This window comes from Cellulomonas sp. A375-1 (genome assembly GCF_001040865.1).
Taxonomy (GTDB): Bacteria; Actinomycetota; Actinomycetes; order Actinomycetales; family Cellulomonadaceae; genus Cellulomonas; species Cellulomonas gelida.
The window spans coordinates 1-24,544 of record NZ_LFKW01000046.1 but is presented as its reverse complement, the minus strand read 5'-3'; the positions used below and the strand labels follow the sequence as shown (position 1 = coordinate 24,544).

Here is a 24,544-nt window from a genome sequence, read left to right as displayed (position 1 = left end):
CGGCATCGACCTTGTCGGTCGTCGCCGTCAGGCCGCGCGCGAGGGTCGACCACGCGTGAGCCGCCCGTACGCTCGCAGCCGGGTCGCCGGGAGGAGGCTGGGTCGCGATCGTGCGGATCCTGTCGACGAGCCGACCCGCGGCCGCGACGTTCTGCACGAGGTCGAGCGGGTTGAGCGAGAACCCGGCCTCGTCGAGCGAGTCGAGCCCACGCCACAGCGACTGGACGACCTTGTCGAAGTCGACGTCCACGATCCCGCCGCTCACGGCTGGACCCCCCGGAAGATCGCGGCCGTCTTCTCGTCGCCGTCGGTCGTGGCGCGGACGCATGCGTCGAGCTCGGTCCCGACCTCGACCAGCGCAGCCGCCGCGACGCGCAGCCCCTCGGTCCACCGGTGCACGGCGCGCTCGTGGGCTCGGGCGACCGGGACCACGGCCTCGGCCGCCGCGGAGGCGTGCGCGTCCCGCACGCGTCCCAGCTCCATGCCGGACGCGCGGAACCGCACCGCCATTGCGCCGACCGCCGCGGGCTGCAGCTCGACCTCGTCGCTCACGTCCCCCACCCTCCGTCGGGCACACCTCGTCGTGCATCGGCCCGGGTCATCGTGACAGACGAGCGACCGGCCCGGAACCCGGGCCCGGCCGTCTGCCGAACGCCCCTCGCGGGCGGCGCCGGCGTGGGACGATCGGCCGGCAGTCACCCGCGCAGAAGGAGCGACGTGGACACCCTCGGATACCAGTCGCTCGTCCAGGACAGGCTCGCCACCTCGGGGTACAGCTTGCGGAGCACACCCCCGTGGGGGCTCGTCGGGTACCGGCGGGACTTCCGCGTGCGTTGGGGTGCGACGACTCTGCACCTGCTCGTCCACGTCGCCACGACGTCGCACGTGACGGCGGACGAGCTCGCCCGGTTCACACGCTCGTCGCTCGACCAGGCGGAGCTCGCGCACGGCGGAATGCGGGGCTTGCAGTCCGGCGTCGGAGTCATCTCGGCCGTGATCGGCGACTCGGCGGACGAGGACGCGCACCGCTACGCGCTCACGACGATCGTGCGGGACTTCGCCGCGTTCGCCTGGCCGGTCGTCGTCGACCTGGGTGCGCGCGTGCGCTCGAGCCGGCCGAGCGGGCCGGTGATCGGCGCGGTTTACAACTCCTGGATGCTCTCGCAGATCGAGGCGCTCCTGCCGCAGCCCGACGCTCTCGTGCCCGCGGACCCGCGCTGAGACGTCCCGGCGCACGAAACCCGTACAGCAACACCCGCGACGTCTGGGAAGATGGGCGGTCATGAGCGACCTGACCCCCCGGACCGACGCCCCGACGACCTCCGCCGGCCGCCGCGTACCGGACAAGGTCGGCCTCGAAGGGCTCGAGGAGTCCTGGTCGGCTCGCTGGGCCGAGCTGGGGACGTACACGTTCGACCGCTCGAAGTCCCGCGCGCAGGTGTACTCGATCGACACCCCGCCGCCCACCGTCTCGGGCTCGCTGCACGTGGGCCACGTCTTCTCCTACACGCACACCGACGTCGTCGCGCGCTACCGCCGCATGCGCGGCGCCGAGGTCTTCTACCCGATGGGCTGGGACGACAACGGCCTGCCCACCGAGCGCCGCGTCCAGAACTACTACGGCGTGCGCTGCGACCCTTCGCTGCCCTACGACCCGGACTTCACCCCGCCGCACGAGGGCACCGATGGCAAGACGATCAAGGCCGCCGACCAGGTCCCGGTGAGCCGCCGCAACTTCGTCGAGCTGTGCGAGCGGCTCACAGTCGAGGACGAGCGGCAGTTCGAGGCGCTGTGGCGCCGGCTCGGCCTGTCCGTCGACTGGTCGATGACCTACCAGACGATCTCCGCCGAGTCGCGAGCCGTGGCGCAGCAGGCGTTCCTGCGCAACCTCGAGCGCGGCGAGGCGTACCAGGCCGAGGCCCCCGGGCTGTGGGACGTGACGTTCCAGACGGCCGTCGCGCAGGCCGAGCTCGAGGCACGCGACTACCCGGGCGCGTTCCACCGCGTCGCGTTCCACGGCGCCGACGGCCCGGTCCACATCGAGACGACGCGGCCCGAGCTGCTCCCGGCGTGCGTCGCGCTCATCGCCCACCCCGACGACGAGCGCTACCAGCACCTGTTCGGCACCACGGTCACCACGCCGCTGTTCGGCGTCGAGGTGCCGGTCCTCGCGCACCCCGCGGCCGAGCCGGACAAGGGCGCGGGCATCGCGATGTGCTGCACGTTCGGTGACCTCACCGACGTGCAGTGGTGGCGCGAGCTGCAGCTCCCGACGCGCTCGGTGGTCCAGCGCGACGGTCGGCTGCTGCGCGAGACGCCCGAGTGGATCACGTCGCCCGAGGGCCGCGAGCGCTTCGCGGAGCTCACGGGCAAGACAACCTTCTCGGCGCGCGAGGCGGTCGTCGCCGGCCTGCGCGAGACCGGCGACCTCGACGGAGAGCCCACGCCCACGCAGCGCAAGGCGAACTTCTACGAGAAGGGCGACAAGCCCCTCGAGATCGTCACGAGCCGCCAGTGGTACATCCGCAACGGCGGTCGCGACGAGGAGCTGCGCACGGCGCTGCTCGCGCGCGGCGCCGAGATCGACTTCCACCCGGAGTTCATGCAGGTCCGGTACGAGAACTGGGTCGGCGGCCTGAACGGCGACTGGCTCATCAGCCGCCAGCGCTTCTTCGGCGTGCCGCTGCCCGTCTGGTACGCGCTCGACGCCGACGGCCAGCCCCTCTACGACGAGCCGCTGCGCCCGCGCGAGGACCAGCTCCCGATCGACCCCTCGTCGGACGTCCCCGAGGGCTACACGGCCGATCAGCGCGGCGTGCCCGGAGGGTTCGTCGGCGACCCGGACATCATGGACACGTGGGCGACCTCGTCCCTGACCCCGCAGATCGCGGGCGGCTGGCGTTCCGACCCGGACCTGTTCGAGCGCGTGTTCCCCATGGACCTGCGCCCGCAGGGCCAGGACATCATCCGCACGTGGCTGTTCTCGACGGTCGTGCGCGCGCACCTCGAGCACGGCTCGCTGCCGTGGTCCGACGCGGCCATCAGCGGCTGGATCCTGGACCCCGACCGCAAGAAGATGTCGAAGTCCAAGGGCAACGTCGTCACGCCGATGGGCCTGCTCGAGGAGCACGGCTCGGACGCGGTGCGCTACTGGGCGGCCTCGGCGCGGCTCGGCACGGACGCGGCGTTCGAGGTCGGCCAGATGAAGATCGGCCGCCGTCTCGCGATCAAGGTGCTCAACGCCTCGAAGTTCGCGCTGTCGTTCGGCTCGGCCGACGAGGCCCCGTCGCTCGACCCCGCGCTCGTGACCGTCGCGCTCGACCAGGCGATGCTCGCGGGCCTGGCCGACGTCGTCGAGCAGGCCACAGCCGCGCTCGAGGCGTACGACCACACGCGTGCGCTCGAGCTCACCGAGACGTTCTTCTGGACGTTCTGCGACGACTACCTCGAGCTCGTCAAGGACCGCGCGTACGGCGAGGGCGCGGGTGCGCAGAGTGCCCGCACCGCGCTGTGCCTCGCGCTCGACGTGCTCCTGCGCCTGCTCGCGCCGGTCCTGCCGTTCGCGACCGAGGAGGTCTGGTCGTGGTGGCGCGAGGGCTCGGTGCACCGCGCCGCGTGGCCGACGTCGGCTCCGCTGCGCACCGCCTCGGGCGAGGCCTCGTTCGCCACGGTCACCGCCGCGGGCGCGGCGCTCGCCGCGCTGCGCAAGGTCAAGTCCGAGGCCAAGGTCTCGATGCGCACCGAGATCCTCGCCGCGCGACTCGAGGTGCCGTCCGCGCAGATCGCGTCCGTCGAGCTCGCGCTCGACGACGTGCGGGCCGCCGGCCGCGCCACGGGGACCCTCGAGGTCGTGGGCGCGGACGTCGAGCAGGCGGTCGCGCGTGACGCCGAGCTCGGCGAGTCGGTCAAGCGCGGTTCCTGACCCGGGGCCGACCGGGAGCGGCCGTCCGGCCCGCTCCCGGTCGGTTACCGAGCGGTAGGGTCGCGTGCGTGCCGAACGGAGAGACCGCCATGCCCGCAGACCCTGACCCGACCTCGAGGCCCGCCTCGCACCCGGACGACGTCGCCCCTGTTCCCGCCGACGCCCCGCGGTCCATCCCGGGCCTGCTCGCGCGTCGTCTCGAGCGTGACGCCGACGGCACGATGATCGAGCGGTCGGCCGGCCCCGGCGCACCGTGGACCCCGGTGACGGTCCGCGCCTTCGCGGCCGAGGTGACCGCGGTCGCCAAGGGGCTCGTCGCGCGCGGCATCCAGCCCGGCGACCGCGTCGGGATCATGTCGCGCACGCGGTACGAGTGGACGCTGCTCGACTTCGCGATCTGGGCCGCGGGCGCGGTCGGGGTGCCGGTCTACGAGACCTCGTCGGCCGAGCAGGTGCGGTGGATCTGCGCCGATGCGGGGGCACGGCTGGTCGTCGTCGAGACCGAGGCGCACGCCGCGGTGGTCGCCCAGGTCCGCGACGACCTCCCCGGCCTGACCGACGTGCTGGTGATCGACTCGGGCGGTCTCGACGCCCTCGTCACCGCCGGCGCCGACGTGGCCGACGGCGAGATCGCCCGCCGCAGCGCCCTGACCGGCCCGGACGACCTCGCGACGATCATCTACACGTCCGGCACGACCGGCCGGCCCAAGGGCGTCGAGCTCACGCACGGCAACTTCGTCTCGCTCACGCTGCTGGGCGTCGAGGGCCTCACCGACGTCTGCGCGAGGCCGCACTCGCGCACCCTGCTGTTCATGCCGCTCGCGCACGTGTTCGCGCGCTTCATCCAGGTGCTGTGCGTGCCGTCGGGTGCGGTGCTGGGGCACACGCCGGACACCCGCAACCTGCTGCCCGACCTGGCCGCGTTCCAGCCCACGTTCATCCTGGCCGTCCCCCGCGTGTTCGAGAAGGTCTACAACTCGGCGGAGCAGAAGGCCGGCGGTGGCCTGTCGCTGCGGGTCTTCCGGTGGGCGGCGAAGGTCGCGATCACCTACTCGCGCGCGCTCGACACGCCGCAGGGCCCGAGCGCCGCGCTGCGCAGCCAGCACCGGCTCGCGGGCCGGCTCGTGCACACCAAGCTGCGCGCGGCGCTGGGCGGGCGCGCCGAGTACGCGATCTCGGGCGGCGCCCCCCTCGGCGAGCGCCTGGGGCACTTCTACCGCGGCATCGGCGTGCGCGTGCTGGAGGGCTACGGCCTCACCGAGACGACCGCGCCGACCGCCGTCAACCGGCCCGGTCTCATCAAGGTCGGGACCGTCGGGCCGGCGTTCCACGGCACCCGCCTGCGCGTCGACGACACGGGCGAGATCTGGGTCGCGGGTCCGCACGTGTTCCGCGGCTACCGGCACGACGAGGAGGCGACGAAGGCCGCGCTCGTCGACGGCTGGTTCCGCACGGGTGACCTCGGGACGCTCGACGAGGACGGCTACCTGCGCATCACGGGTCGCTCGAAGGAGATCATCGTCACCGCGGGCGGCAAGAACGTCGCACCCGCGGTCCTCGAGGACCGCCTGCGCGGGCACCCGCTCGTGAGCCAGGTCGTCGTGGTGGGCGACCAGCGGCCGTTCATCGGCGCGCTCGTGACGCTCGACCCGGAGATGCTGCCGGGCTGGCTGTCCAACCACGGTCTGCCGCAGATGGACGTCGAGGCTGCCAGCACCCACGAGGCGGTCCTCGAGGCCCTCGACCGCGCCGTGGCGCGCGCCAACGAGGCGGTGTCGCGTGCCGAGTCGATCCGCAAGATCACCGTGCTGCCCACCGACCTCACCGAGGCGAACGGATACCTGACGCCGTCGCTGAAGGTCAAGCGCGCGCTCGTCCTCAAGGACTTCGCCGACGTGATCGACGAGCTGTACGTCGACATCCGTCCGGCGGGCACCCGAAAGGAGTAGGCCGCCGCCACCGACGCGCCGTCGCTCCAGGTCGCAGGTCCCTTGTCAGAGGTCTGCCCGACCATGGTGTACAACATGGACAGCCGACCAGTTTCGGGGGCGGCGCCGACATGACGGGGTGAGGTGCACCGATGCACGAGCTGGCGGTCTGCCACGTCGGGGCGAAGCACGGCTCGACGATCGGGTTCGTCGAGAAGTACGAGACCGGCGTGCTCGTCGCGCGCGTGCAGGCCCCTCTCGAGAACCAGCACATCGGCGACGTCGTGCACGCGGTCGTCCTCGACCCGGTCAAGGGTGAGTGCCGGTACACCGGTCTGATCGGCGGGGTGTCCGACGAGCACGTCAGCGTGGTCGTGCAGGAGCTCGTCGCGCAGAACCAGCGCCGCTCGTGCGCACGCGCGTCGTACTCGGCCGCCTGCATCGGGGTCCTCGAGCGCGTCCCGACGAACGAGGCGATCCGGCTCTCGGTCGTCGACGTCAGCGCGTCCGGCATCCGGTTCGCGAGCCCCACCGCGCTCGACCACGGCGACGTCGTGCGTCTCTCGCTGCCGGTCGACGCGGGGTCCGTCGACCTGCGCGCACGCGTGCTGCGCATCGAGGAGGCCACCTGGGGCTGGCGCTACGGATGCGACCTCCTCGACCTCAGCGAGCCCACCCGCGAGGCGCTGTTCCGCCTCGTGCTGCGCCTCCAGCGCGAAGAGGCACGGGCACGCGCGGACCGGTGACGGCACCGGCTGGCACCGGCACCGGCCTACGTGCACAACCCGGCGACCCCTGTCGCCGCCCGGTCAGACGATCGTGCGCACCCGCTTCGCGTCCGCCGACTGCGTGAGCAGCTGCTCGCTCGGCGTCGACTCGTCGGACCACCGCAGCAGCGCGCCGACGCCGTCGACGAGCTCGGTGGTCGCGTCCCCGGTGAACGTCACCCCCGCGTCCTGGCCCAGCGCGGCGCGGACGAGTGCGACGGACGCAGGGAAGCGCCGACCCTCGGAGACGCCGAGCGTGTCGAGGTCGCCCTGGCTCGTGGCGAGCTCGAGCGGCTGCCCACCGACCAGCACCTCGCGCTCCTGCAGGCTCGCCAGCGCGCTGTCCGCCAGGACCAGCTCGGCGACCTGACCCCGGCGCAGGACCTCGACCACGTCGTCGAGCGACGTCACCGCACCGTCGCCCCGCCCGAGCGACTGACCGAACCGGTCGAGGACCCGCTGTCGGCGCTGCTCGCGGAACGTGTCGACCGCGGCCCGCACGCGCGCCGCGAACGCCTCGGCCTTCGCGCCCTCACCGCGGCTGCCGCCGGTGACCTCCACGGCGACCTCGCGCACGTGCTGGCCCGTCTTCTCGCACACCAGCGCGACCGCCCGCACGTCGCCCGTGAGGACGACGAGCTCGGGCGCCCGTTCGGCGACCCTCTTGTCGAGGTACGCGGCGACCGCCTCGGCGTTGCGCTCCCAGGAGTCCTCGGCACGCGTCTGGCTGCGGCGCGACAGCCCGCCCTCGCGGGTCTTGTGCACGTCGTCATGCCCACCCTCGACGCTCTCCCGCGCCGGCTCGTCGGGCGTCGACGCCGCGCGTGCCCCACCCGCGGACTTCCAGGTCAGGTCGGCGCCCGAGCGGTCGATCGCGACGACGAGCAGGTCGACCGCCTCGTCGGCGGCCCGCACCGCGGCCACCAGGTCGGGGACGGGTCCGTAGACGGCGACGGTCTGCGCCGGCGGCTCGGAGACGACGCGGTCGACGACGACACCGTCGACATCCGCAACCACGACCCGCCCGTGCGGACCACGCACGCCCGTGGGCACGGTGACGAGGTCCTCGATCTCGTCGAGCACGGACGTGGACGCGCCGTCACGCTCGAGCGTGCGCCGCGCTGCCCGCCACCGGTCCGCCGCCTCCGACTCCCCCGCCGACTCGGCTCTCGTCGCGTCGAGGAACACGGTGGTGAACGGCGACGTGCGGCCGAGCAGCGGCTTGAGCCAGTGCAGGTCCATGCGGCAACCTCCCCCGGTCCACGACGTGGACCTTGCGGCGGGCGTGCCCGGGAGACGCGCGCGATCCGCCGCGCCGCCCGAGCCTCGCTTGACCATTCCTAACCAACCGCACGAACGCGTGCCACGCCACCCCAGGCGGGCACCCGACACCGCTGCTCCCGACGCCGCTGCTCCCGACGCCGCGAGCGTCGCGCGCTGCGGTCAGGCCTCGGTGCCGTGGTCCTGCGCGAGCGCCTCGTGGTGGCGGATGACCTCGGCCACGATGAACTCCAGGAACTTCTCGGCGAAGACCGGGTCGAGATCGGCCTGGTGCGCGAGCTCGCGCAGGCGGTTGACCTGCCGTTCCTCGCGGCCCGGGTCCGAGGGCGGCAGGCCCCGCTGGGCCTTGAGGACGCCGACCTGCTTGGTCGCCTTGAACCGCTCGGCGAGCAGGTAGACGAGCGCGGCGTCGATGTTGTCGATGCTGTGCCGCAGGCGCGCCAGCTCGGGCGGGATGCCTGCGGGCTCCTGCGTCGCGGGCACCGGCGGGTGGGGCACGTCCTGGTCGGTCACGGACGCGATCCTAGGTCGCCGACGAGCGCGTCAGGCGCTCTTCTCGCGCGGCGGACGCTTCTCCCGCGGCACGAGCGTGGGGTTGACGTTCTCGAGCACCACCTCGCGCGTGATGAGCACGCGCGCCACGTCGTCGCGACTGGGCACCTCGAACATCACCTGCTGCAGGACCTCTTCCATGATGGCCCGCAGCCCGCGCGCGCCGGTTCCGCGCAGGAGCGCCTGGTCGGCGATCGCGGCCACGGCGCCGTCGTCGAAGTCGAGCTCGACCCCGTCGATCTCGAACATCCGCTGGTACTGCTTGACGAGCGCGTTGCGCGGCTCCGTCAGGATGCGCACCAGAGCGTCCTGGTCCAGGCGTCCCACGGCGGCGACGACGGGCAGACGCCCGATGAACTCCGGGATGAGCCCGTACTTCTGCAGGTCCTCGGGACGGACCTCGGAGAACAGGTCGCCCTCCTCGTGCGCGTCCACCAGGGGGGCGCCGAACCCGACCACGCGCTTGCGCGCACGCGCCGCGATGATGTCGTCGAGGCCCGCGAACGCACCCGCGACGATGAACAGCACGTTCCCGGTGTCGATCTGGATGAACTCCTGGTGCGGGTGCTTGCGCCCGCCCTGGGGCGGGACCGAGGCCGTGGTGCCCTCGATGATCTTCAGCAGCGCCTGCTGCACACCCTCGCCGGAGACGTCGCGCGTGATCGACGGGTTCTCGCTCTTGCGCGCGATCTTGTCGATCTCGTCGATGTAGATGATGCCCTGCTCGGCCTTCTTGACGTCGTAGTCCGCGGCCTGGATGAGCTTGAGCAGGATGTTCTCGACGTCCTCACCGACGTAGCCGGCCTCCGTCAGCGCGGTGGCGTCGGCGATCGCGAACGGCACGTTGAGCATGCGCGCGAGCGTCTGGGCGAGGTACGTCTTGCCGGTCCCCGTGGGCCCGACCAGCAGGATGTTGGACTTGGCGATCTCGACCTGGTCGTCGGCGTTGCGCACGCCCTCGCCGGCCTGGATCCGCTTGTAGTGGTTGTAGACCGCGACGGACAGGGCCTTCTTGGCGGAGTCCTGGCCGATGATGTACTGCTCGAGGAAGTCGAAGATCTCGCGGGGCTTCGGCAGCTCCACCAGGCCGGTCTCGTTGGCCTCGGCGAGCTCCTCCTCGATGATCTCGTTGCACAGCTCGATGCACTCGTCGCAGATGTAGACGCCGGGCCCGGCGATGAGCTTCTTGACCTGCTTCTGGGACTTGCCGCAGAAAGAGCACTTGAGCAGGTCGGCGCCGTCTCCGATCCGAGCCACGTCTCGTCCCTTCCTCGCGCCCCGCCGCCGTGAGCGGCCTGCGTCCTTGCCTGGAAACTGCGCTTGATCCTGCGTCCGGCCGGGACGTCCCGGCCGACCCGGCGCCTCGACGCCGGTCCTCCATTGGACACTACGCCGCGCCCCGTGTCAGGCGTACCCCGCCCCGTGTCGCGGCGTGTCCTGCCTCGTCCGGGCCAATTCGCCCGCCCGAAACGTTTCGGTTGCCCGGGCCTGGGCTAACGGTCCGCTTTGCGGGTCCGCCGCTGCCCCTTCTGAGCCCCGTCGGACGACGACGGGCGCTCGAGGACGACAGTCCTCGCGCGCCCGTCGCGGTGCCCGGTCAGGCGGTGGGCTCGACCACCGTCGGGCGCACGCCCTTGCGGCTCGCGAGCACCTGGTCGACGAGGCCGTACTCGAGCGCCTGCTTCGCGGTGAGGATCTTGTCGCGCTCGATGTCCTGGCGCACAAGCTCGAGGTCACGCCCCGTGTGGTGCGCGATGGTCTCCTCGAGCCACTCCCGCATGCGGATGAGCTCGTTCGCGTGGATCTCGATGTCGGACGCCTGCGCGTAGCCGCCACCCTCCATCGCGGGCTGGTGGATCAGGACGCGCGCGTTCGGCAGTGCCAGGCGCTTGCCCGGCGTCCCCGCGGCGAGCAGCACGGCCGCGGCCGACGCAGCCTGCCCGAGGCAGACCGTGGCGATGTGCGGCTTGATGTACTGCATCGTGTCGTAGATCGCCGTGAGCGCCGTGAACGAGCCCCCGGGCGAGTTGATGTACAGCGTGATGTCGCGGTCCGGGTCGGTGCTCTCGAGCACCAGGAGCTGGGCCATGACGTCGTCGGCCGAGGCGTCGTCCACCTGCACGCCGAGGAAGATGATGCGGTCCTCGAACAGCTTGGTGTACGGGTCCTGGCGCTTGAAGCCGTAGGCCGTGCGCTCCTCGAACTGCGGCAGCACGTAACGGGCGGAGGGCGCGGCCACGGCCGGACGACCGAAGCCGCCCGCCAGCGCGCCCGCGCGGGCGATGAACTGGGACTCGGTGCTCACAGGTTCTCCTCGAGGTCAGAAGGTCGACACGCCGTCGCCGGCGCAGCTCAACAAGCTCAGGCGGTGCCGCCGCGGCCCGTCACCGAGCTCGCAGCCTCGACGACGTGGTCGATGAAGCCGTACTCGAGGGCCTCGGGTGCGGTGAACCAGCGGTCGCGGTCCGCGTCGGAGTTGATCTGCTCGAGCGACTTGCCCGTCTGCGCGGCGGTCAGCTCGGCGAGCACGTTCTTCATGTGCAGGATCAGCTGCGCGTTGATGCGCACGTCCGTGGCGGTGCCGCCGATGCCGCCCGAGGGCTGGTGCATCATCACGCGGGCGTGGGGCGTCGCGTAGCGCTTGCCCTTGGCCCCCGACGAGAGCAGGAACTGCCCCATCGAGGCCGCCATACCCATCGCGATCGTCGCGACGTCCGGCTTGATGTACTGCATGGTGTCGTAGATCGCCATGCCCGCCGTGATCGAGCCACCGGGCGAGTTGATGTACAGCCAGATGTCCTTGTCGGGGTCCTCCGCCGCGAGCAGCATCATCTGCGCGCAGATCGCGTTCGCGTTCTCGTCGCGCACCTCGGAGCCGAGCCAGATGATCCGCTCGCGCAGCAGCCGGTTGTAGATGTGGTCGTTCAGGCCGAGTCCCGGGGAGTCGGCCCGGGCGATGGCCGGGAAGTCGTTCACGAAGGCTCCTTGATCTGAGCGGGGTCCTTGCGTCGCTGTGACACTAACGCGCGCGCCGCCCTCCTCAGGCCCGCGCAGGGCCCGTTTTCGCTGACGGCGCAGTCCAGGGGTCACCCTGGCCTCCGGGCCCCGTGCCGGACCCCGACGACGACGAGGGCCCCGGACACCGGAAGCCGGTGGCGGGGCCCTGCGACGTGCTGGTGGCGCGAGCGGCTGAGCCGATCAGGCCGTGTGCCGGTCAGGCCGTGGCGTCGACCGCCGCGTCGGCGACAGCCGCGGCCGCGGCCGCGTCGTCCTGCGAGTCGGCCGCGTCGTCCGCGTCGGTGCCGATGAAGTCCGACAGGTCGACGGCCGCACCCGACGGGTCGGTGACCTTGACCTGGCGCAGCGCGACGGCGATCGACTTCGAGCGCGCGACCTCGGCGACCATCGCCGGGATCTGACCACCCTCATCGAGCGTCTTGATGAACGTGTTCGGGTCCATGCCGTACTGGCGCGAGGCCTGCACGAGGTACTCGACGAGCTCCTGCTGCGAGACCTTGACCTCGAGCTGCTCGGCGAGCGTGTCGAGCAGGATCTGGTTGCGCAGCGCGGTCTGCGCCTGCTCCGTCACCTCGGCGCGGTGCTCGTCGTCCTCGAGGCGGCCCTCGGACTCGAGGTGGCGGTGCACCTCGGCCTCGACGACGCCCGACGGCACGGGGATCTCGGTGGCCGCGACGAGCTTCTCGACGAGCAGGTCGCGGGCCTGGACGGCCTGGTTCGAGACCTTGGTGCGGGCGGCCTGCTCGCGCAGGTCCTCCTTGAGCTCGTCGAGCGTGTCGAACTCCGAGGCGAGCTGCGCGAAGTCGTCGTCCGCGTCGGGCAGCTGGCGCTCCTTGACGGTGGTCGCGTTGACCGTGACCAGCGCCTTCTCGCCCGCGTGCTCGCCGCCGGCCAGCTCGGTCTCGAACGTGGTGGTCTCGCCGGCCGACAGGCCTGTGAGCGCCTCGTCGAGGCCCTCGAGCATGTTGCCCGAGCCGATCTGGTAGCTGACGCCGGAGACCGAGTCGACCTCCTCGTCGCCGATCTTCGCGACGAGGTCGATCACGACGAAGTTGCCGGCCGCGGCCGGGGCGTCGATGCCCACGAGCGTGCCGAACCGCTCGCGCAGCGCGTCCAGGCGACCCTCGAGGTCCTCGTCGGTGACCTCGACGCCGTCGACCTCGAGGGCGATCTCGGACAGCGCGGGGACGGTGATCTCGGGACGGATCTCGACCTCGGCGGAGAAGTGCAGCTCGCCCTCCTCCTCGCCGGCGACGAGACCGGGGACCTTCGTGACCTCGACCTCGGGCTGACCCAGCGGGCGCAGCTTGTTCTCGCGGACCGCCTCGGCGTAGAAGCTGCCCAGGCCCTCGTTGACCGCGTGCTCGATGACGGCCGGGCGACCGACGCGCTGGTCGATGATGCGCGGCGGCACCTTGCCCTTGCGGAAGCCGGGGACCGTCACCTGCTCCGCGATGTGCTCGTAGGCGTGCGCGATGCTCGGCCGGAGCTCGTCGTACGTCACCTCGACGGTCAGCTTGACCTTCGTCGGCTCCAGGGTCTCGACGGCGCTCTTCACTTCGATGCTCTCCAACTGATCGGAATGGTTCGCCGTTTCCCGGCGGCGTGCGAGGCGCTGCGCGGCGTCGGGCTCAGGAGGCTCTCGGCGCGCACGGGCGACCCTCGATGGTACGCCACGGCCGGGATCGCGGACGAATCACCGGGAGGCGCCGGGACGCCCCCGGCGCGGACCCACCGGTTTCGGGACACCGTGCACCAGCCGGTACCCTGACGTCGCCGGCCGCGCCTTCGCGGCCCGTGCGGACGTAGCTCAATGGTAGAGCCCCAGTCTTCCAAACTGGCTACGCGGGTTCGATTCCCGTCGTCCGCTCCATCCGTCCACCGCGCGTGGTCCCCGCCGTCCGGTCGCGGGGATCGACGCCGTCACTCCACAGGCTGCAGAACGATCCCGAGCTCGGAGTCGTGCGTCGTCACCGCGAGCGGCACCGAGATGCCCTCGATGGGACCGGCCAGCCACGCATTCCGGACCAGGCGCAGGAATGCGACGTGGACCAGCAGCTCCGCGACGCTCGTGGCGGTCTCGACGTCGGCGGACCGGGGCGCGTGCTCGCCGACATAGCGCTCGAAGGACCCCTGCATGGAGGCCCAGCCGCGCAGGGTCAGGTCCTCGCGGTAGTGCAGCGGGACGTCAGCCGGGCCGTCGTCCAAGGCCTCGAAGTCGTCGATCGGCGCCGACCACGCCTCCAGGGCCGCCGACCAGTGATCCGTGTTGAGGGTGTAGCCGTTCATCTCGGTGTAGAGGGCGGGGTACTCGCCGCCGAGGGTCGTCAGGAGCCCGGCGCAGCGCTGCAACCAGCGCCGGACCTCGTCGGGCGAGTTGGTGAACCCTCCGCGCGCAGCCCGGGTGAACCCGTCGACGCCGGTCTCGCGGAGCTTCTCGGCGAGGCGTTCGCACGCGACGTCCAAGTCGCCCGACTCGACCCACCGACGAACGTCACCCACCAGCTCCTCGTCCCACATGCGCACGACCCTAGGGTCCGCGACGCGCTTGGGGGGCGGGGCAGGTGGGCGTCACCCGTCCGGCGGTGCGCCGGCCGCGGGCGACGGGCGCGTCGGTCGCGGCCCACGGGCGCCGCACCGAGCGGGGTGGGCGGCGAAGAACCCGAGGTCAGGCCTGCTCGGCGGGGATGCGGCTCGCCTGGACGAGGGCCCGCGACGCCTCGGCGGCCGCGCTCGCGGTCGCGGGGTCCGCGGCCAGTGCCGGGATGCCCGCGCCGGCGGTCTCGTTCGCGCATTCGACACTCCTGACCTGCCGCGCCGGCGATCCGCGAACACACCCCTCCCAAGCGTCTTCCTCGGCGAGCGCGACCCCGCTCGGCTGCCTATCCTCTCGACTCGTCCAGCAACGGCAGAAGTGCGCGGGACGGAGCCGCTCGGCGCGCACCGGTCCCGCGCGGAGCGAGGTGAGGCGTGCCCGTGCGAGCGGACCTGAGCGAGAACCGGCCCGTCGTGCTGGGCACGAGCCCGGATCCTGACGCGTGGCCGTCCGTCCCGGGGTCGGTGGACGAGGCGCTCGCGCACGTCCGGACCTGGCCGACGGACCTCCTGCCCGGGAACGGCGCCACGACGCGCCTGTGGGAGCTGCTGGCGACGTGCGCTGCGGCCGACGTCGCCGTCGCGCGCGCCGTCGAGCCGCACCTGGACGCGCTGGCGATCCTGAGCCAGGCCGGCACGCCCGACGACGAGCGCCCGCTGCCGACAGCCGCGACGTGGGGCGTGTACGCGGCGGAGATGCCCGGGACGCGGCTCGAGGCGAGTCGCGCACCGGACGGGTCGTGGCGGCTCGACGGGACCAAGCCGTGGTGCTCGCTCGCGGACCGGCTCGGGTGCGCGCTCGTCACCTCTCGGGTCGGGGGCGGGGACGAGCGTGGACTGTTCGCGGTGGACCTGTCGGCGCCCGGGGTCGTGGCCTCGCGTCAGGGGTGGGTCTCGCGCGGGCTGCGGGAGATCCCCAGCGGCCCGCTCGAGCTGCGTGACGTCCCGGCCAGGCTCGTCCGCAGCGGCAGCTGGTACCTGGACCGGCCGGGGTTCTGGTGGGGCGCGATCGGCGTCGCCGCGTGCTGGTACGGCGGCGCGGTCGGCGTGGCGCGGCGCGTCCTGCAGCACGCGCGCACGCGGGGCGACGACCCGCTGCTCGCGATGCACGTCGGGGCGATCGACGAGCGCCTCGCGAGCGCGCGCACGAGCCTCGCGGAGGCGGCGCGTGCCGTGGACGCCTCGGGCGCCCGGACGGACCACGGCCGCCGGTCCGAGGACGAGGACACGCGCGAGGCGGGCCGGGTCCTGGCCAAGCGGGTGCGCGCGGTGGTCGCCCGAACCTGTGAGGACGTGCTGCGCTCGGCGGCCCACGCGCTCGGCCCCGGCCCGCTCACGCAGGAGGAGGCCTACGCCAAGCGCGTCGCGGACCTGCAGGTCTACATCCGTCAGCAGCACGCCGAGCGCGACGACGTCTCGCTCGGCCGCGCGGTGATCGCCCTGCCCGGTCAGCCGTGGTGACGTTCGACGGACGAGCCGCGGGGACGGATCCGCAGGTGTGGGACCCGTGGCTGCAGGGCCTGCACGCGCTGCCGCGTCCCGTCGGCGGGCGGGTCGTCGTGGTGGCCGCCCACCCGGACGACGAGACGCTCGGGGCCGGTGGCCTGCTCGCCGAGCTCGCCGCCGCGGGGCGTCCCGCGCACGTCGTGGTCGTGACCGACGGAGCCGCGTCGCACCCGGGCTCCCCCACCCTCACCCCCGCCGAGCTCGCCGCCCGGCGGGCCGCCGAGGTCACCGACGCGCTCGCGGTGCTCTCGCCCGGCTCGCCCGTCACGCTGCTCGACTACCCCGACGGCGCGACCCGCGAGCACCGCGCGGCGGTCGCGGCCGATGTGCGCGACGTGCTGACTCGGGGTGAACCGGCCGCGCTGGTCGTCGGCCCGTGGCGCGGGGACGGCCATCGGGACCACCGCGTCGTCGGGGAGATCTGTGCCGAGCTCGCCGACGAGCTGGGTGCCGAGCTGCTCGAGTACCCGCTGTGGATGTGGCACTGGGGCACGCCCGAGGACCCCGCGGTGCCGTGGGAGCGCCTGCGGGCGCTGCCGCTCGCCGACCGGTCCGTGGTGCTCAAGAGCCGGGCGGTGGCGCGGCACGTCACCCAGGTCCGGCCGCTGTCCCCCGATCCCGCCGACGCCGCCGTCCTGCACCCGGACTTCGTGCGCACCTTCGACCGGGACGTCGAGGTGTTCGTGACCGCCTCCGCGCCGATGCCGCAGCCGCTCGGTGCGTCGTTCTTCGACGCCAGCTACGCACGACGACCAGACCCGTGGCACCTCGCGTCGCGGTGGTACGAGCGCCGCAAGCGCGCGACCACGCTCGCCGCGCTGCCCCGGGAGCGGTTCGGCGCGGCGCTGGAGATCGGCTGCTCGGTCGGGACGCTCACCGAGCTCCTGGCGGCACGCTGCGACGTGCTCGTCGCGACCGATGTCGCACCCGCGGCCCTGACGTCCGCGAAGGAGCGCACCGCGCACCTGGGCACGGTGCAGTACCTGCAGCACGACCTCGCCGACGGCGTGCCCGGCGGGCCGTACGACCTCGTCGTGCTCTCGGAGGTCGGCTACTACCTCACCCGACCCCAGCTCGCGACGACCGCCCGGCGGCTGCGCGACGCACTCACCGCCGACGGCACCCTCGTCGCGTGCCACTGGCGTCACCCGGTGGCGCAGTACCCGCTGAGCGGCGACGACGTGCACCGCACGCTGGCCGCGGAGCTCGGGCTGACCACGGTGGTCCGGCACGTCGAGGAGGACTTCCTGCTCGACGTGTGGAGCCGCGACCCGCGCTCCGTGGCGCGACGGACGGGCCTGGCGTGACCGGCGGCGCGCTCCCGGTGCTCGACGTCGTCGTCGCGATCCCGGTCCGCGACGAGGAAGCGCTCCTGGGCCGGTGCCTGCAGTCCGTGGTGGTCGCTGCCGACGAGCTCGCACGCGTCAGAGGCCTGCACGCGCGCGTCGTCGTGGTGCTCGACTCGTGCCGCGACGGGTCCGAGGCGGTCGCACGCACGTTCCCGGTGGACGTCAGGTCGATCGACGCGCGCTCGGTGGGTGCCGCACGAGCGCTGGCCGTCGCACGCGGGCTCGCGGGCTCGTCCGTGGCGCGGGACCGCACGTGGATCGCGTGCACCGACGCCGACTCGAAGGTGCCCGCGCACTGGCTGACCAGCCAGGTCGACCTCGCCGACGAGGGTGCCGACGTCGTCGTCGGGACCGTGCGCCCCGACCCGGCCGACCTGTCCGCCGACCAGCTGCGCGCGTGGTCCGCGACCCGCGAGCCCGGCCGGCCCAACGGACACGTGCACGGCGCGAACCTTGGCGTGCGGGCCGACGCCTACGAACGGGTGGGCGGGTTCGGCCTGCAACCCGAGCACGAGGACGTCGACCTCGTGGCGCGCATCCGTGCGTGCGGCGACGCGCGCGTCGTCGCGTCCGACGACGCCGACGTGCTCACGTCCGGACGCCCCGTCGGGCGCACGCCCGGCGGGTACGCGCGGTATGTGCGCACCACTCTGCTGCGCTCCCTCGACGCGTGACCTGGGTCACGTCCGGACGGGAGGACTGTGCCACCAAACCCGCACACGAGGGTCTGCTCCGGTGCTCTACTCGTCTCGTCGCTGCGCGCTGCGCGGGGCGGCGAACAGGGGGAAGCACATGTCGTCCTTGGTCAAGCGCCTGTCGGGCGCGACGCTGGTGTGCGGTGCGGTACTGACTGCCGCTGCGCTGATCGGCCCGTCCGCGCCCGCCGACGTGGGCCCGCGCCCTCCCACCGCCGAGCAGCTCGAGACGCTCGCCGGGTGGGTGGACGTGACTCCCTCGCCTGAGCTCGACGGCCCCGTGCTCACCGCCGGCACGGTGACCGGCGCTGGAGCCGGGGTTCCCGTGATGGCGATGGCGTGGCCCGACCACGAGGCGCTCGGCCAGCAGCAAGTCGGGGACAGCGCCGAGCTGGTCATGATCGCCGCGACGTTGACCAGGTCGGACGGCAGCTTCGAGCTCGTCGCCGACCCCGTCGCGATCTCGGCACTGACCGGCGGGGGCGAGACGACCGTCGACTTCGACGTGCAGGTCTTCGACACCGGCGCCGGGGTCGCGCAGTGGTCGACCTCAGCGGTGCTGTCGCCTGAGATCGCCGCCGACGACTCGCTCGAGCACCCGCTGGCGGACGACATCACGATCGAGGCCGACGCGCCGCTGACCGTGGACGAGCTCGCCGCTGGTCGGTGACGGGCCCGGCGCCTACCGAGCGCCCGACGTCATGCCACCGCGCGGCGGATCAGGGCGGCGATGGCCTCCTCGACCTCGTCGGTCAGCTCGGTCACGGCGTAGGACGTGGGCCACATCGGGCCGTCGTCGAGCGCCGCGGGCTCCTCGAAGCCCAGGATCGCGTAGCGCGTCTTGAACTTCGCCGCGGCCTTGAAGAAGCACAGCACCTTGCCGTCCTTCGCGTAGGCAGGCATGCCGTACCAGGTGCGCGGCGCCAGGTCGGGCGCCTCGGCACGGACGATCGCGTGGATGCGCTCGGCGATCACGCGGTCGTCGTCGGGCATCTCGACGATCTTTGCGAGCACCTCCGCCTCGAGGTCGGCGGCCTTGGCGGCCTTGCCCGCGCGGCCGGACTGCGCCTTGAGCTCGGCCGCGCGCTCCTTCATCGCCGCGCGCTCGTCGGCGGTGAACGTGTCGGTGGTGGATCCGGACGTCGACGTCGTGCTGCTCATCGCTGTCTCCTTCGTGGTCCTCGTCGTTGCGACCACGCTACGGACCGGGCACGCGGCGCCGCTTCTCGAATCCTGATCGATCGACTGCGAGCCCGACGAGCGGCGTCCGACCCCGCGCACGAGCGGCGCCCGCCGACAGCACCGACGCGGTGTCGCACCGCCATGGCACGCTGACCGCGCAGGTCACCGCGACACCGGGGAGTGCACGTGATCGAGACCATGGCCGTGGAGGGCTACCGCTCGCTGCGTGAGCTCGTCCTGCCGCTCGGCCGGCTGACGGTCGTGACGGGCGCGAACGGGACCGGCAAGTCCGGCGTCTACCGCGCGCTGCGCCTGCTGGCAGAGTGCGCGCTCGGTGGCGCGGTGGGTGCAGTCGCACGCGAGGGCGGGCTGCGCTCGACGCTGTGGGCGGGACCCGAGCACGGGACGCGGCGCAGGGGCGGCACCGCGCAGGGCACGGTGCGCGCCCGCCCGGTCGCGCTCCGGCTGGGCTTCGCGAGCCCGCGGGAGCTCGGCTACGCGGTGGACCTCGGGCTCCCGCAGGACGGCGGGTCGCCGTTCATGCTCGACCCGGAGATCAAGGTCGAGACGATCTGGTCCGGTCCCCTGCTGCGCCCGGCGACCACGCTCGCGGAGCGCCGCGGTCCTGCCGTGCGCGTCCGGGACGACGAGGGCACGTGGCAACCGGTGGGTGGACGGCTGCGCCCGTACGACTCGATGCTCTCCGAGGTCGTCGACCCGACCGGCGCGCCGGAGGTGGTCGCGGTGCGCGAGCGGCTGCGCGGCTGGCGGTTCTACGACCACCTGCGCACCGACGCCGACGCGCCCGCACGTCAGGTGCGCGTCGGGACCCGGACGACCGCCCTTGCGCACGACGGGCGCGACCTCGCTGCCGCGCTCGAGACGGCTCGCGAGCTCGGGCGCGGGGACGAGATCGACGAGTACGTCGAGCGGGCGTTCCCGGGCGCCCGCGCCGTGGTACGCGCGATCGACGGCCGGTTCGCGCTCGAGCTGCACCGCGAGTCGCTGCTGCGACCGCTCGAGGCAGCCGAGCTGTCCGACGGCACGCTGCGCTACCTGCTGTGGGTCGCGGCGCTGCTGACGCCTCGCCCGCCCGAGCTCATGGTGCTCAACGAGCCGGAGACGAGCCTGCACCCCGAGGTGCTGCCCGCGCTGGCCCAGCTCGTGCGGCGCGCCAGCCGGGACTCGCAGGTGGTCGTCGTGACCCACTCGGACGAGCTGGCCGCCGCGCTGCGCGCCGACGCCCGTGACGGGCTGACCGCGCGCGACGTCCACGACGTCGAGCTGCTGCTGGAGAACGGCGAGACGGTGGTGGCCGGGCGCGAAGGGCCGCTCGACCAGCCCGCGTGGCAGTGGCCCTCGCGCTGAGCGGCCGCCGCCGCAGCTCACCTGCGTCTGAGGTACCTCAGACGCACCGGGCCGGGCGCCCTCAGGAAGGACTGGTCGATCGCCCGATCCCCCGCACGTCGCCTCAGCACCAGAGTCGAGACCGAGGGTGGCGCACCGGCGGCACCCGTGGGGAGGGAACCGACATGAGCGAGCTGTGGGACATCGAGGCAGAGCTGACCTACCGGCTGCAGCAGGCGGCCACCGACCTGCGTGACGCGCGCTCGCGGACGCGGTCGGGTGGACGTGCGGCCGCGCGGCGGCACGGGCGCTCGCCGGGTGCGGCCGGCCCCGCCGGGACGACGACGAGCACTGTCCGCCGGGCGTTCGGTGGTGTCACGCGTGGGTGGTCGCTGCGAGGATCGGGGGCATGGTCCGCGGCCCGATGAGCACCCCCTTCGTCGCCCGCTCGGAGCAGGTCGACGTCCTCACGGACGCGCTGCGACGGGCGGGCTCCGGCGTGCCCGGCGCGGTCCTGCTCGCCGGCGACGCGGGCGTCGGTAAGTCGGCACTGCTGCGTCACCTCGCCAGCACGACGAGCGACGCGACGGTCGTCGTGACGCACTGCGTCGAGCTCGGCGAGATCGGCCTGCCGTACCTGCCGTTCGCCGAGGCCGTCTCACGCCTGCGCGAGATCGACCCGGACGCGGTCGCCGCGACGCTCGACGCGCGCCCCGCGCTCGGGCGCCTCGTGCGCGGGTCCGGGGACTCGGGCGCGGACGACGGCGACCAGCTCCAGCTGTTCGAGGGTCTCGCCGAGCTGTTCGCCGCCGTCGGGCGGCCCGGGCGGCCGCTGCTCGTGGCCGTCGAGGACGCGCACTGGGCCGACGCGTCGAGCCGCGACGTGCTGCGCTTCCTCGTCGCGCGCCTGGCTCGCGAGCACGTGCTCCTCGTCATCTCCTACCGCACCGACGACCTGCACCGTCGGCACCCGTGGCGGCCGGTGGCGGCCGAGCTGGCCCGCCACCCGCGCGTGACGCGCGTCGAGCTGCCGCCGTTCACCGCCGACGAGGTCGCGCAGTTCGCCGCGGCGCTCACAGGCCACGCGGTCGCCGAGCAGGTCGTCCGGAGCGTCACGGAGCGCTCGGGTGGCAACGCGTACTTCGCGCAGGAGCTGCTCGAGTCCGCGGACGGCGACGCGCTGCCCGGCTCGCTCGCGGACGTGCTGCGCGCGCGCATCGAGCAGGTCGACCCGCAGGTCCAGCAGCTCGCACGCGTGGCCGCGGTCGCGGGACGGCGCGTCGCCGAACCCGTGCTGCGCGCCGCCGCCCGCGTCGCCTCCCCCGAGCTCGACGTCGACGGGGCGCTGCGCGAGGCCGTGGGCCAGCACGTGCTGGGCGTCGAGGACGGCCACCTCGCGTTCCGGCACGCCCTGCTCGCGGAGGCCATCGCTGCGGACCTCCTGCCCGGCGAGCGTTCGTCGCTGCACCGCGCCTACGTCCGGGTGCTGCGTGCCGACCCCGCGCTCGGTGGTCCCGCCGAGCTCGCGACCCACGCGCTCGCGGCACCCGACCTGCCCACAGCACTCGAGGCGTCCCTCGCGGCCGCCGAGCAGGCGCACGAGCTGCTCGCACCCCAGGAGGAGCTGCGGCACCTCGAGGTCGCGCTGCGGCTCTGGGACGCGGTGCCGGACGCCGGTTCGCGCGTCGCGACGCTCACCGCCGCGGCGAACGCCGCGGGCAACGCCGCACGGCGCGACCGCGCGGTCCAGCTCGCGCGGTCCGCGGTCGAGGCGGCCGACGACGAGGCACGCGCTCCCCTGCGCACCCGCCTCGCGCGGCACCTGCAGGCCCTCGATCGCGCGAAGCAGGCGCTGGCCGAGACCTCGCTCGCGCTCGACGAGCTCGGCCCGACCCCGAGCGCCGCTCGTGCGTGGGCGCTCGCCACGCACGCGCGCTCGCTCGTCTGGCTGGACCGGGACGTCGAGGCGTTCGACGTGGTCCAGGAGGCCCTCAACGTGGCGCGCAACGTGGGTGCGCTCGACGCCGAGTCCGACGCCCTGACCTCGCTCGCGATGCTGGTCGCGTCGGACGACGCGGACCGCGCGGACCAGATCCTGGCCCAGGCCCTCGACGCCGCGCGCGCGGTGGGCGACACGACGACGGAGCTGCGGATCCTGCAGAACATGGCGTCGTCGCGCTACGACGTCGGCGACCTCGACGGCGCCGCGCGGCTCGCCGCGACCGGCGTGGAGCGCGCCCGCGCCACGGGCCTCACCAACACGACGCACGGCCTCGACCTCGCGGGGTATGCGGCGCTCGTCGCCTACGTACGCGGGGACCTCACACCCGTCCAGGTCCCGGAACGGGCCGACGACGACGGCGGCTTCCTCGACCTCATCGTGCTGTACGCCGCCACGGCGCGCGGCGAGAGCGACGTCGTCGAGCGGTGCCGCAGGCTCGAACCCCTGTGGTCCCGCGACACGGCGATCGCGCACGTCGCCGGTGGCTGCGGCGCCGACGCGCTCGCGTGGCGGGGCCGCTTCGACGAGTCGGTCGAGCTTGTCGACCGCGTCATCGCCCACCTGGAGAAGGCCTGGCTCCCCCTGTTCTTCGCGGGCATCTGGCTGTCGTCGATCGCGCTGGCCGCCCTCGCCGACGCCGCGCAGGAGGACCGCGTCCGCGGACGGGACCCGGGCGCGCGCGTCGCGGCCGGCGAGCGGTTCGCGACGCGTATCGAGCAGACCGCTCAGCGCCCACTGCCGCCCGGTCGCAAGGTCGGGCCCGAGGGCCTCGCGTGGACGGCACGAGGTCGCGCCGAGCACGCGCGCCTGCTCGGGTCGCCTCCCGGCACGGTCGAGCTCTGGCGCGCGGCTGTCGACGCGTTCGGGTACGGCTACCGCTACGAGGAGGCACGCTCGCGGTGGCGCCTGGCCGAGTCGCTGCTGCTGTCCGGCGACCGCGACGAGGCCGCGCTCGAGGCGGCGCGCGCGCTCGCGGACGCCGAGGACATGGGTGCGGTCCCGCTCGCCACGGCGATCAGGGAGCTCGCCCGGCGCGGCCGGCTGGCTCTGCCCGGCGCGCGGACCGCCGGCTCGGACGTGCTCACGGCACGCGAGGCGGAGGTGCTCGAGCTCGTCGCCCAGGGGTTGTCGAACAACCAGATCGGGCGGCGCCTGTTCATCTCCGGCAAGACCGTCTCGGTGCACGTCTCGAACGTGCTCGCCAAGCTCGAGGTCTCGGGCCGCGCCGAGGCGGTGGACGTGGCCCACCGGCGCGGGCTCATCGGCTCGCGCTGAGCCGGCCCGTGCGGCTCGCCGCGCGCAGCTGCGTGGCAGACCCGGTGGGTCAGACGTCGGGGTGGTCGGATTCGAACCGGCGACCTTCCGCTCCCAAAGCGGACGCGCTACCAACCTGCGCCACACCCCGTCACGCGGGCGGCCCGCGCGGCACCCAGCCTAGGGGACGGGCCGCGCCCGCCCGGACGACCTCGCCTGTGATGGGATGTCGCCCGTGACGACGTTCCTCACCCGCGGCGACCGTGTGCTGTTCCAAGGCGACTCCCTGACCGACTGGGGCCGCGACCGGGACGACCCGGAGAGCCTGGGGCACGGCTGGGTCGCAGTCGCAGCGGCGCTCGCGGGCGCCCGACGGCCCGACCTCGGCCTGCGGTTCCACAACCGCGGCGTCGGCGGCGACACGGCCGCTCTGGTGCGCGAGCGCTGGGAGGCCGACGCGCTCGCCCTCGAGCCGACCGTCATCTCGCTGCTCGTCGGCATCAACGACACCTGGCGCCGCTACGACCAGGGCCGGGCGACGAGCACCGAGCAGTACGAGGACTCCTATCGGGCGCTGCTCGACTCGGCGCGCGAGCGCCTCGACGTGCGCTTCGTGCTCGTCGAGCCGTTCCTCCTGCCGCTCAGCCCGCAGCAGGAGGCGTGGCGCGAGGACCTGGACCCCCGCATCGAGGTCGTGCGTCGGCTCGCCGGCGAGTACGGCGCGGTGCTGCTCGAGGCCGACTCGATGTTCGCCGAGGCCACGATCGCCGCGAGCGCGGAGCACTGGACCACGGACGGCGTGCACCTGACCCCCGCGGGCAACGGGCTGCTGGCCGAGGCGTGGCTCAACCGGCTCGGCCTGCCCGCCTGACCCGGCACCGAGCGCCTCACCGCACCGCGGCGGGTCAGGCGGGACGACGGTGTCGGCGGTGTGCGGCAGGCTCGTGACGTGATCGTCGTCGTGGCACACCCGGGCGCGCGGGACCCCGAGCCGCGCGCCGTGGTCGCGGTCGTGGCACCGGAGGCGCCGGCTCGCGACGCGGTGCTGGGCACCGAGCGAGCAGTGCGCTGGGCGTGGGCGGACACGACCGCGTGGTACCCGCGGCTGCTGGCCGACGGCGTGCGCGTCGAGCGCTGCCTGGACCT

At 73.5% G+C, this 24,544-nt stretch carries 22 protein-coding genes, 2 tRNA genes and 1 pseudogene; 14 read left to right on the top strand and 11 right to left on the bottom strand.

Annotated features, from left to right (window positions below; all coding sequences use genetic code 11):
• On the bottom strand, positions 1-265 hold a 265-nt coding region (locus CWIS_RS18645; protein ID WP_048342253.1), incomplete at its 3' end, for a hypothetical protein.
• Positions 262-552: a hypothetical protein gene (locus tag CWIS_RS05525; RefSeq protein ID WP_156186564.1), complete on the bottom strand. Its 291-nt coding sequence runs from the start codon at positions 550-552 to the stop codon at positions 262-264. The genes CWIS_RS18645 and CWIS_RS05525, both read right to left, overlap by 4 nt.
• Before the next feature lie 165 nt (positions 553-717).
• Between CWIS_RS05525 and CWIS_RS17485 the strand changes: the two genes are divergently transcribed.
• The 4 genes from CWIS_RS17485 to CWIS_RS05505 all read left to right on the top strand — a co-directional run bounded on the left by CWIS_RS17485 (position 718) and on the right by CWIS_RS05505 (position 6,596).
• Positions 718-1,221 (top strand): hypothetical protein, encoded by a 504-nt coding sequence (locus CWIS_RS17485; RefSeq protein WP_053071570.1) that lies wholly within the window; start codon positions 718-720, stop codon positions 1,219-1,221.
• A gap of 61 nt (positions 1,222-1,282) precedes the next feature.
• Positions 1,283-3,922 (top strand): valine--tRNA ligase, encoded by a 2,640-nt coding sequence (valS, locus tag CWIS_RS05515; protein ID WP_048342251.1) that lies wholly within the window; start codon positions 1,283-1,285, stop codon positions 3,920-3,922.
• Positions 3,923-4,011: 89 nt separating this feature from the next.
• A complete protein-coding gene (locus CWIS_RS05510; RefSeq protein WP_048342285.1) occupies positions 4,012-5,871 on the top strand; it encodes a long-chain fatty acid--CoA ligase in 1,860 nt (619 codons plus the stop codon).
• A gap of 131 nt (positions 5,872-6,002) precedes the next feature.
• Positions 6,003-6,596 carry a PilZ domain-containing protein gene (locus CWIS_RS05505; protein ID WP_048342250.1) on the top strand — a complete coding sequence of 198 codons (594 nt, stop codon included), beginning with the start codon at positions 6,003-6,005 and terminating at the stop codon, positions 6,594-6,596.
• A 63-nt stretch (positions 6,597-6,659) separates the two neighbouring features.
• Here CWIS_RS05505 and CWIS_RS05500 read toward each other — a convergent pair whose 3' ends face one another.
• The 6 genes from CWIS_RS05500 to tig all read right to left on the bottom strand — a co-directional run bounded on the left by CWIS_RS05500 (position 6,660) and on the right by tig (position 13,026).
• On the bottom strand, positions 6,660-7,859 hold the full coding sequence (locus CWIS_RS05500; RefSeq protein WP_048342249.1) for a hypothetical protein: 1,200 nt from the start codon (positions 7,857-7,859) through the stop codon (positions 6,660-6,662).
• Positions 7,860-8,060: 201 nt separating this feature from the next.
• Entirely contained in the window at positions 8,061-8,396 is a 336-nt protein-coding gene (locus CWIS_RS05495) for a chorismate mutase (RefSeq protein ID WP_369796491.1), read from the bottom strand.
• 45 nt (positions 8,397-8,441) lie between these two features.
• Positions 8,442-9,707, bottom strand: coding sequence for an ATP-dependent Clp protease ATP-binding subunit ClpX (gene clpX / locus CWIS_RS05490; protein WP_048342248.1), 1,266 nt, complete (start codon positions 9,705-9,707; stop codon positions 8,442-8,444).
• Between the two features lie 340 nt (positions 9,708-10,047).
• The gene (locus tag CWIS_RS05485; RefSeq protein WP_048342247.1) at positions 10,048-10,755 is read right to left on the bottom strand and encodes an ATP-dependent Clp protease proteolytic subunit; all 708 of its coding nucleotides are present in this window, start codon (positions 10,753-10,755) and stop codon (positions 10,048-10,050) included.
• Positions 10,756-10,811: 56 nt separating this feature from the next.
• The gene (locus CWIS_RS05480) at positions 10,812-11,426 is read right to left on the bottom strand and encodes an ATP-dependent Clp protease proteolytic subunit (protein ID WP_048342246.1); all 615 of its coding nucleotides are present in this window, start codon (positions 11,424-11,426) and stop codon (positions 10,812-10,814) included.
• Positions 11,427-11,664: 238 nt separating this feature from the next.
• The gene (tig, locus tag CWIS_RS05475; protein WP_048342245.1) at positions 11,665-13,026 is read right to left on the bottom strand and encodes a trigger factor; all 1,362 of its coding nucleotides are present in this window, start codon (positions 13,024-13,026) and stop codon (positions 11,665-11,667) included.
• Positions 13,027-13,267: 241 nt separating this feature from the next.
• On the opposite strand from tig, the gene CWIS_RS05470 reads away from it, so the two are divergent.
• Positions 13,268-13,341 (top strand) — tRNA-Gly (locus tag CWIS_RS05470).
• A gap of 50 nt (positions 13,342-13,391) precedes the next feature.
• On the opposite strand, the gene CWIS_RS05465 is transcribed toward CWIS_RS05470, so the two are convergent.
• The gene (locus tag CWIS_RS05465; protein ID WP_048342244.1) at positions 13,392-13,988 is read right to left on the bottom strand and encodes a hypothetical protein; all 597 of its coding nucleotides are present in this window, start codon (positions 13,986-13,988) and stop codon (positions 13,392-13,394) included.
• 450 nt (positions 13,989-14,438) lie between these two features.
• On the opposite strand from CWIS_RS05465, the gene CWIS_RS05455 reads away from it, so the two are divergent.
• The 4 genes from CWIS_RS05455 to CWIS_RS05440 all read left to right on the top strand — a co-directional run bounded on the left by CWIS_RS05455 (position 14,439) and on the right by CWIS_RS05440 (position 18,283).
• Entirely contained in the window at positions 14,439-15,524 is a 1,086-nt protein-coding gene (locus CWIS_RS05455) for an acyl-CoA dehydrogenase family protein (RefSeq protein ID WP_231583674.1), read from the top strand.
• A gap of 35 nt (positions 15,525-15,559) precedes the next feature.
• Complete coding sequence (locus CWIS_RS05450; protein WP_048342282.1) at positions 15,560-16,876, top strand: PIG-L family deacetylase; 1,317 nt, start codon at positions 15,560-15,562, stop codon at positions 16,874-16,876.
• A complete protein-coding gene (locus tag CWIS_RS05445; RefSeq protein WP_048342281.1) occupies positions 16,873-17,592 on the top strand; it encodes a glycosyltransferase family 2 protein in 720 nt (239 codons plus the stop codon). The genes CWIS_RS05450 and CWIS_RS05445 overlap by 4 nt, the downstream gene beginning before the upstream one ends.
• A gap of 118 nt (positions 17,593-17,710) precedes the next feature.
• Positions 17,711-18,283 carry a hypothetical protein gene (locus CWIS_RS05440; RefSeq protein WP_156186563.1) on the top strand — a complete coding sequence of 191 codons (573 nt, stop codon included), beginning with the start codon at positions 17,711-17,713 and terminating at the stop codon, positions 18,281-18,283.
• Between the two features lie 29 nt (positions 18,284-18,312).
• On the opposite strand, the gene CWIS_RS05435 is transcribed toward CWIS_RS05440, so the two are convergent.
• On the bottom strand, positions 18,313-18,774 hold the full coding sequence (locus CWIS_RS05435; protein WP_048342241.1) for an iron chaperone: 462 nt from the start codon (positions 18,772-18,774) through the stop codon (positions 18,313-18,315).
• Between the two features lie 207 nt (positions 18,775-18,981).
• Here CWIS_RS05435 and CWIS_RS05430 point away from each other — a divergent pair, with 207 nt between their 5' ends.
• The 3 genes from CWIS_RS05430 (at position 18,982) to CWIS_RS19770 (ending at position 23,419) form a co-directional block, all read left to right on the top strand.
• A complete protein-coding gene (locus CWIS_RS05430) occupies positions 18,982-20,163 on the top strand; it encodes an AAA family ATPase (protein WP_048342280.1) in 1,182 nt (393 codons plus the stop codon).
• Positions 20,164-20,327: 164 nt separating this feature from the next.
• Complete coding sequence (locus tag CWIS_RS05425) at positions 20,328-20,570, top strand: hypothetical protein (RefSeq protein ID WP_048342240.1); 243 nt, start codon at positions 20,328-20,330, stop codon at positions 20,568-20,570.
• Positions 20,567-23,419 carry a helix-turn-helix transcriptional regulator gene (locus tag CWIS_RS19770; protein WP_048342279.1) on the top strand — a complete coding sequence of 951 codons (2,853 nt, stop codon included), beginning with the start codon at positions 20,567-20,569 and terminating at the stop codon, positions 23,417-23,419. The genes CWIS_RS05425 and CWIS_RS19770 overlap by 4 nt, the downstream gene beginning before the upstream one ends.
• Before the next feature lie 56 nt (positions 23,420-23,475).
• Here the strand turns inward: CWIS_RS19770 and CWIS_RS05415 are convergent.
• Positions 23,476-23,549: transfer RNA gene (locus CWIS_RS05415), tRNA-Pro, on the bottom strand.
• A 75-nt stretch (positions 23,550-23,624) separates the two neighbouring features.
• Between CWIS_RS05415 and CWIS_RS05410 the strand changes: the two genes are divergently transcribed.
• Both CWIS_RS05410 and CWIS_RS18285 read left to right on the top strand, forming a co-directional pair.
• Positions 23,625-24,269, top strand: a complete 645-nt coding sequence (locus tag CWIS_RS05410) for an SGNH/GDSL hydrolase family protein (protein ID WP_048342239.1) — start codon at positions 23,625-23,627, stop codon at positions 24,267-24,269.
• Between the two features lie 78 nt (positions 24,270-24,347).
• A pseudogene (locus CWIS_RS18285) lies at positions 24,348-24,544 on the top strand (bifunctional 3'-5' exonuclease/DNA polymerase); the annotation flags it as partial.

Excerpts from the sequence above, each read along its gene's own strand:
- valS (WP_048342251.1), top strand. The coding sequence starts at position 1,283 with ATGAGCGACCTGACCCCCCGGACCGACGCCCCGACGACCTCCGCCGGC.
- CWIS_RS05510 (WP_048342285.1), top strand. The coding sequence starts at position 4,012 with ATGCCCGCAGACCCTGACCCGACCTCGAGGCCCGCCTCGCACCCGGAC.
- CWIS_RS05505 (WP_048342250.1), top strand. The coding sequence starts at position 6,003 with ATGCACGAGCTGGCGGTCTGCCACGTCGGGGCGAAGCACGGCTCGACG.
- CWIS_RS05500 (WP_048342249.1), bottom strand. The coding sequence starts at position 7,859 with ATGGACCTGCACTGGCTCAAGCCGCTGCTCGGCCGCACGTCGCCGTTC.
- CWIS_RS05465 (WP_048342244.1), bottom strand. The coding sequence starts at position 13,988 with ATGTGGGACGAGGAGCTGGTGGGTGACGTTCGTCGGTGGGTCGAGTCG.
- CWIS_RS05440 (WP_156186563.1), top strand. The coding sequence starts at position 17,711 with ATGTCGTCCTTGGTCAAGCGCCTGTCGGGCGCGACGCTGGTGTGCGGT.
- CWIS_RS05435 (WP_048342241.1), bottom strand. The coding sequence starts at position 18,774 with ATGAGCAGCACGACGTCGACGTCCGGATCCACCACCGACACGTTCACC.
- CWIS_RS05425 (WP_048342240.1), top strand. The coding sequence starts at position 20,328 with ATGAGCGAGCTGTGGGACATCGAGGCAGAGCTGACCTACCGGCTGCAG.
- CWIS_RS19770 (WP_048342279.1), top strand. The coding sequence starts at position 20,567 with ATGAGCACCCCCTTCGTCGCCCGCTCGGAGCAGGTCGACGTCCTCACG.
- CWIS_RS05410 (WP_048342239.1), top strand. The coding sequence starts at position 23,625 with ATGTCGCCCGTGACGACGTTCCTCACCCGCGGCGACCGTGTGCTGTTC.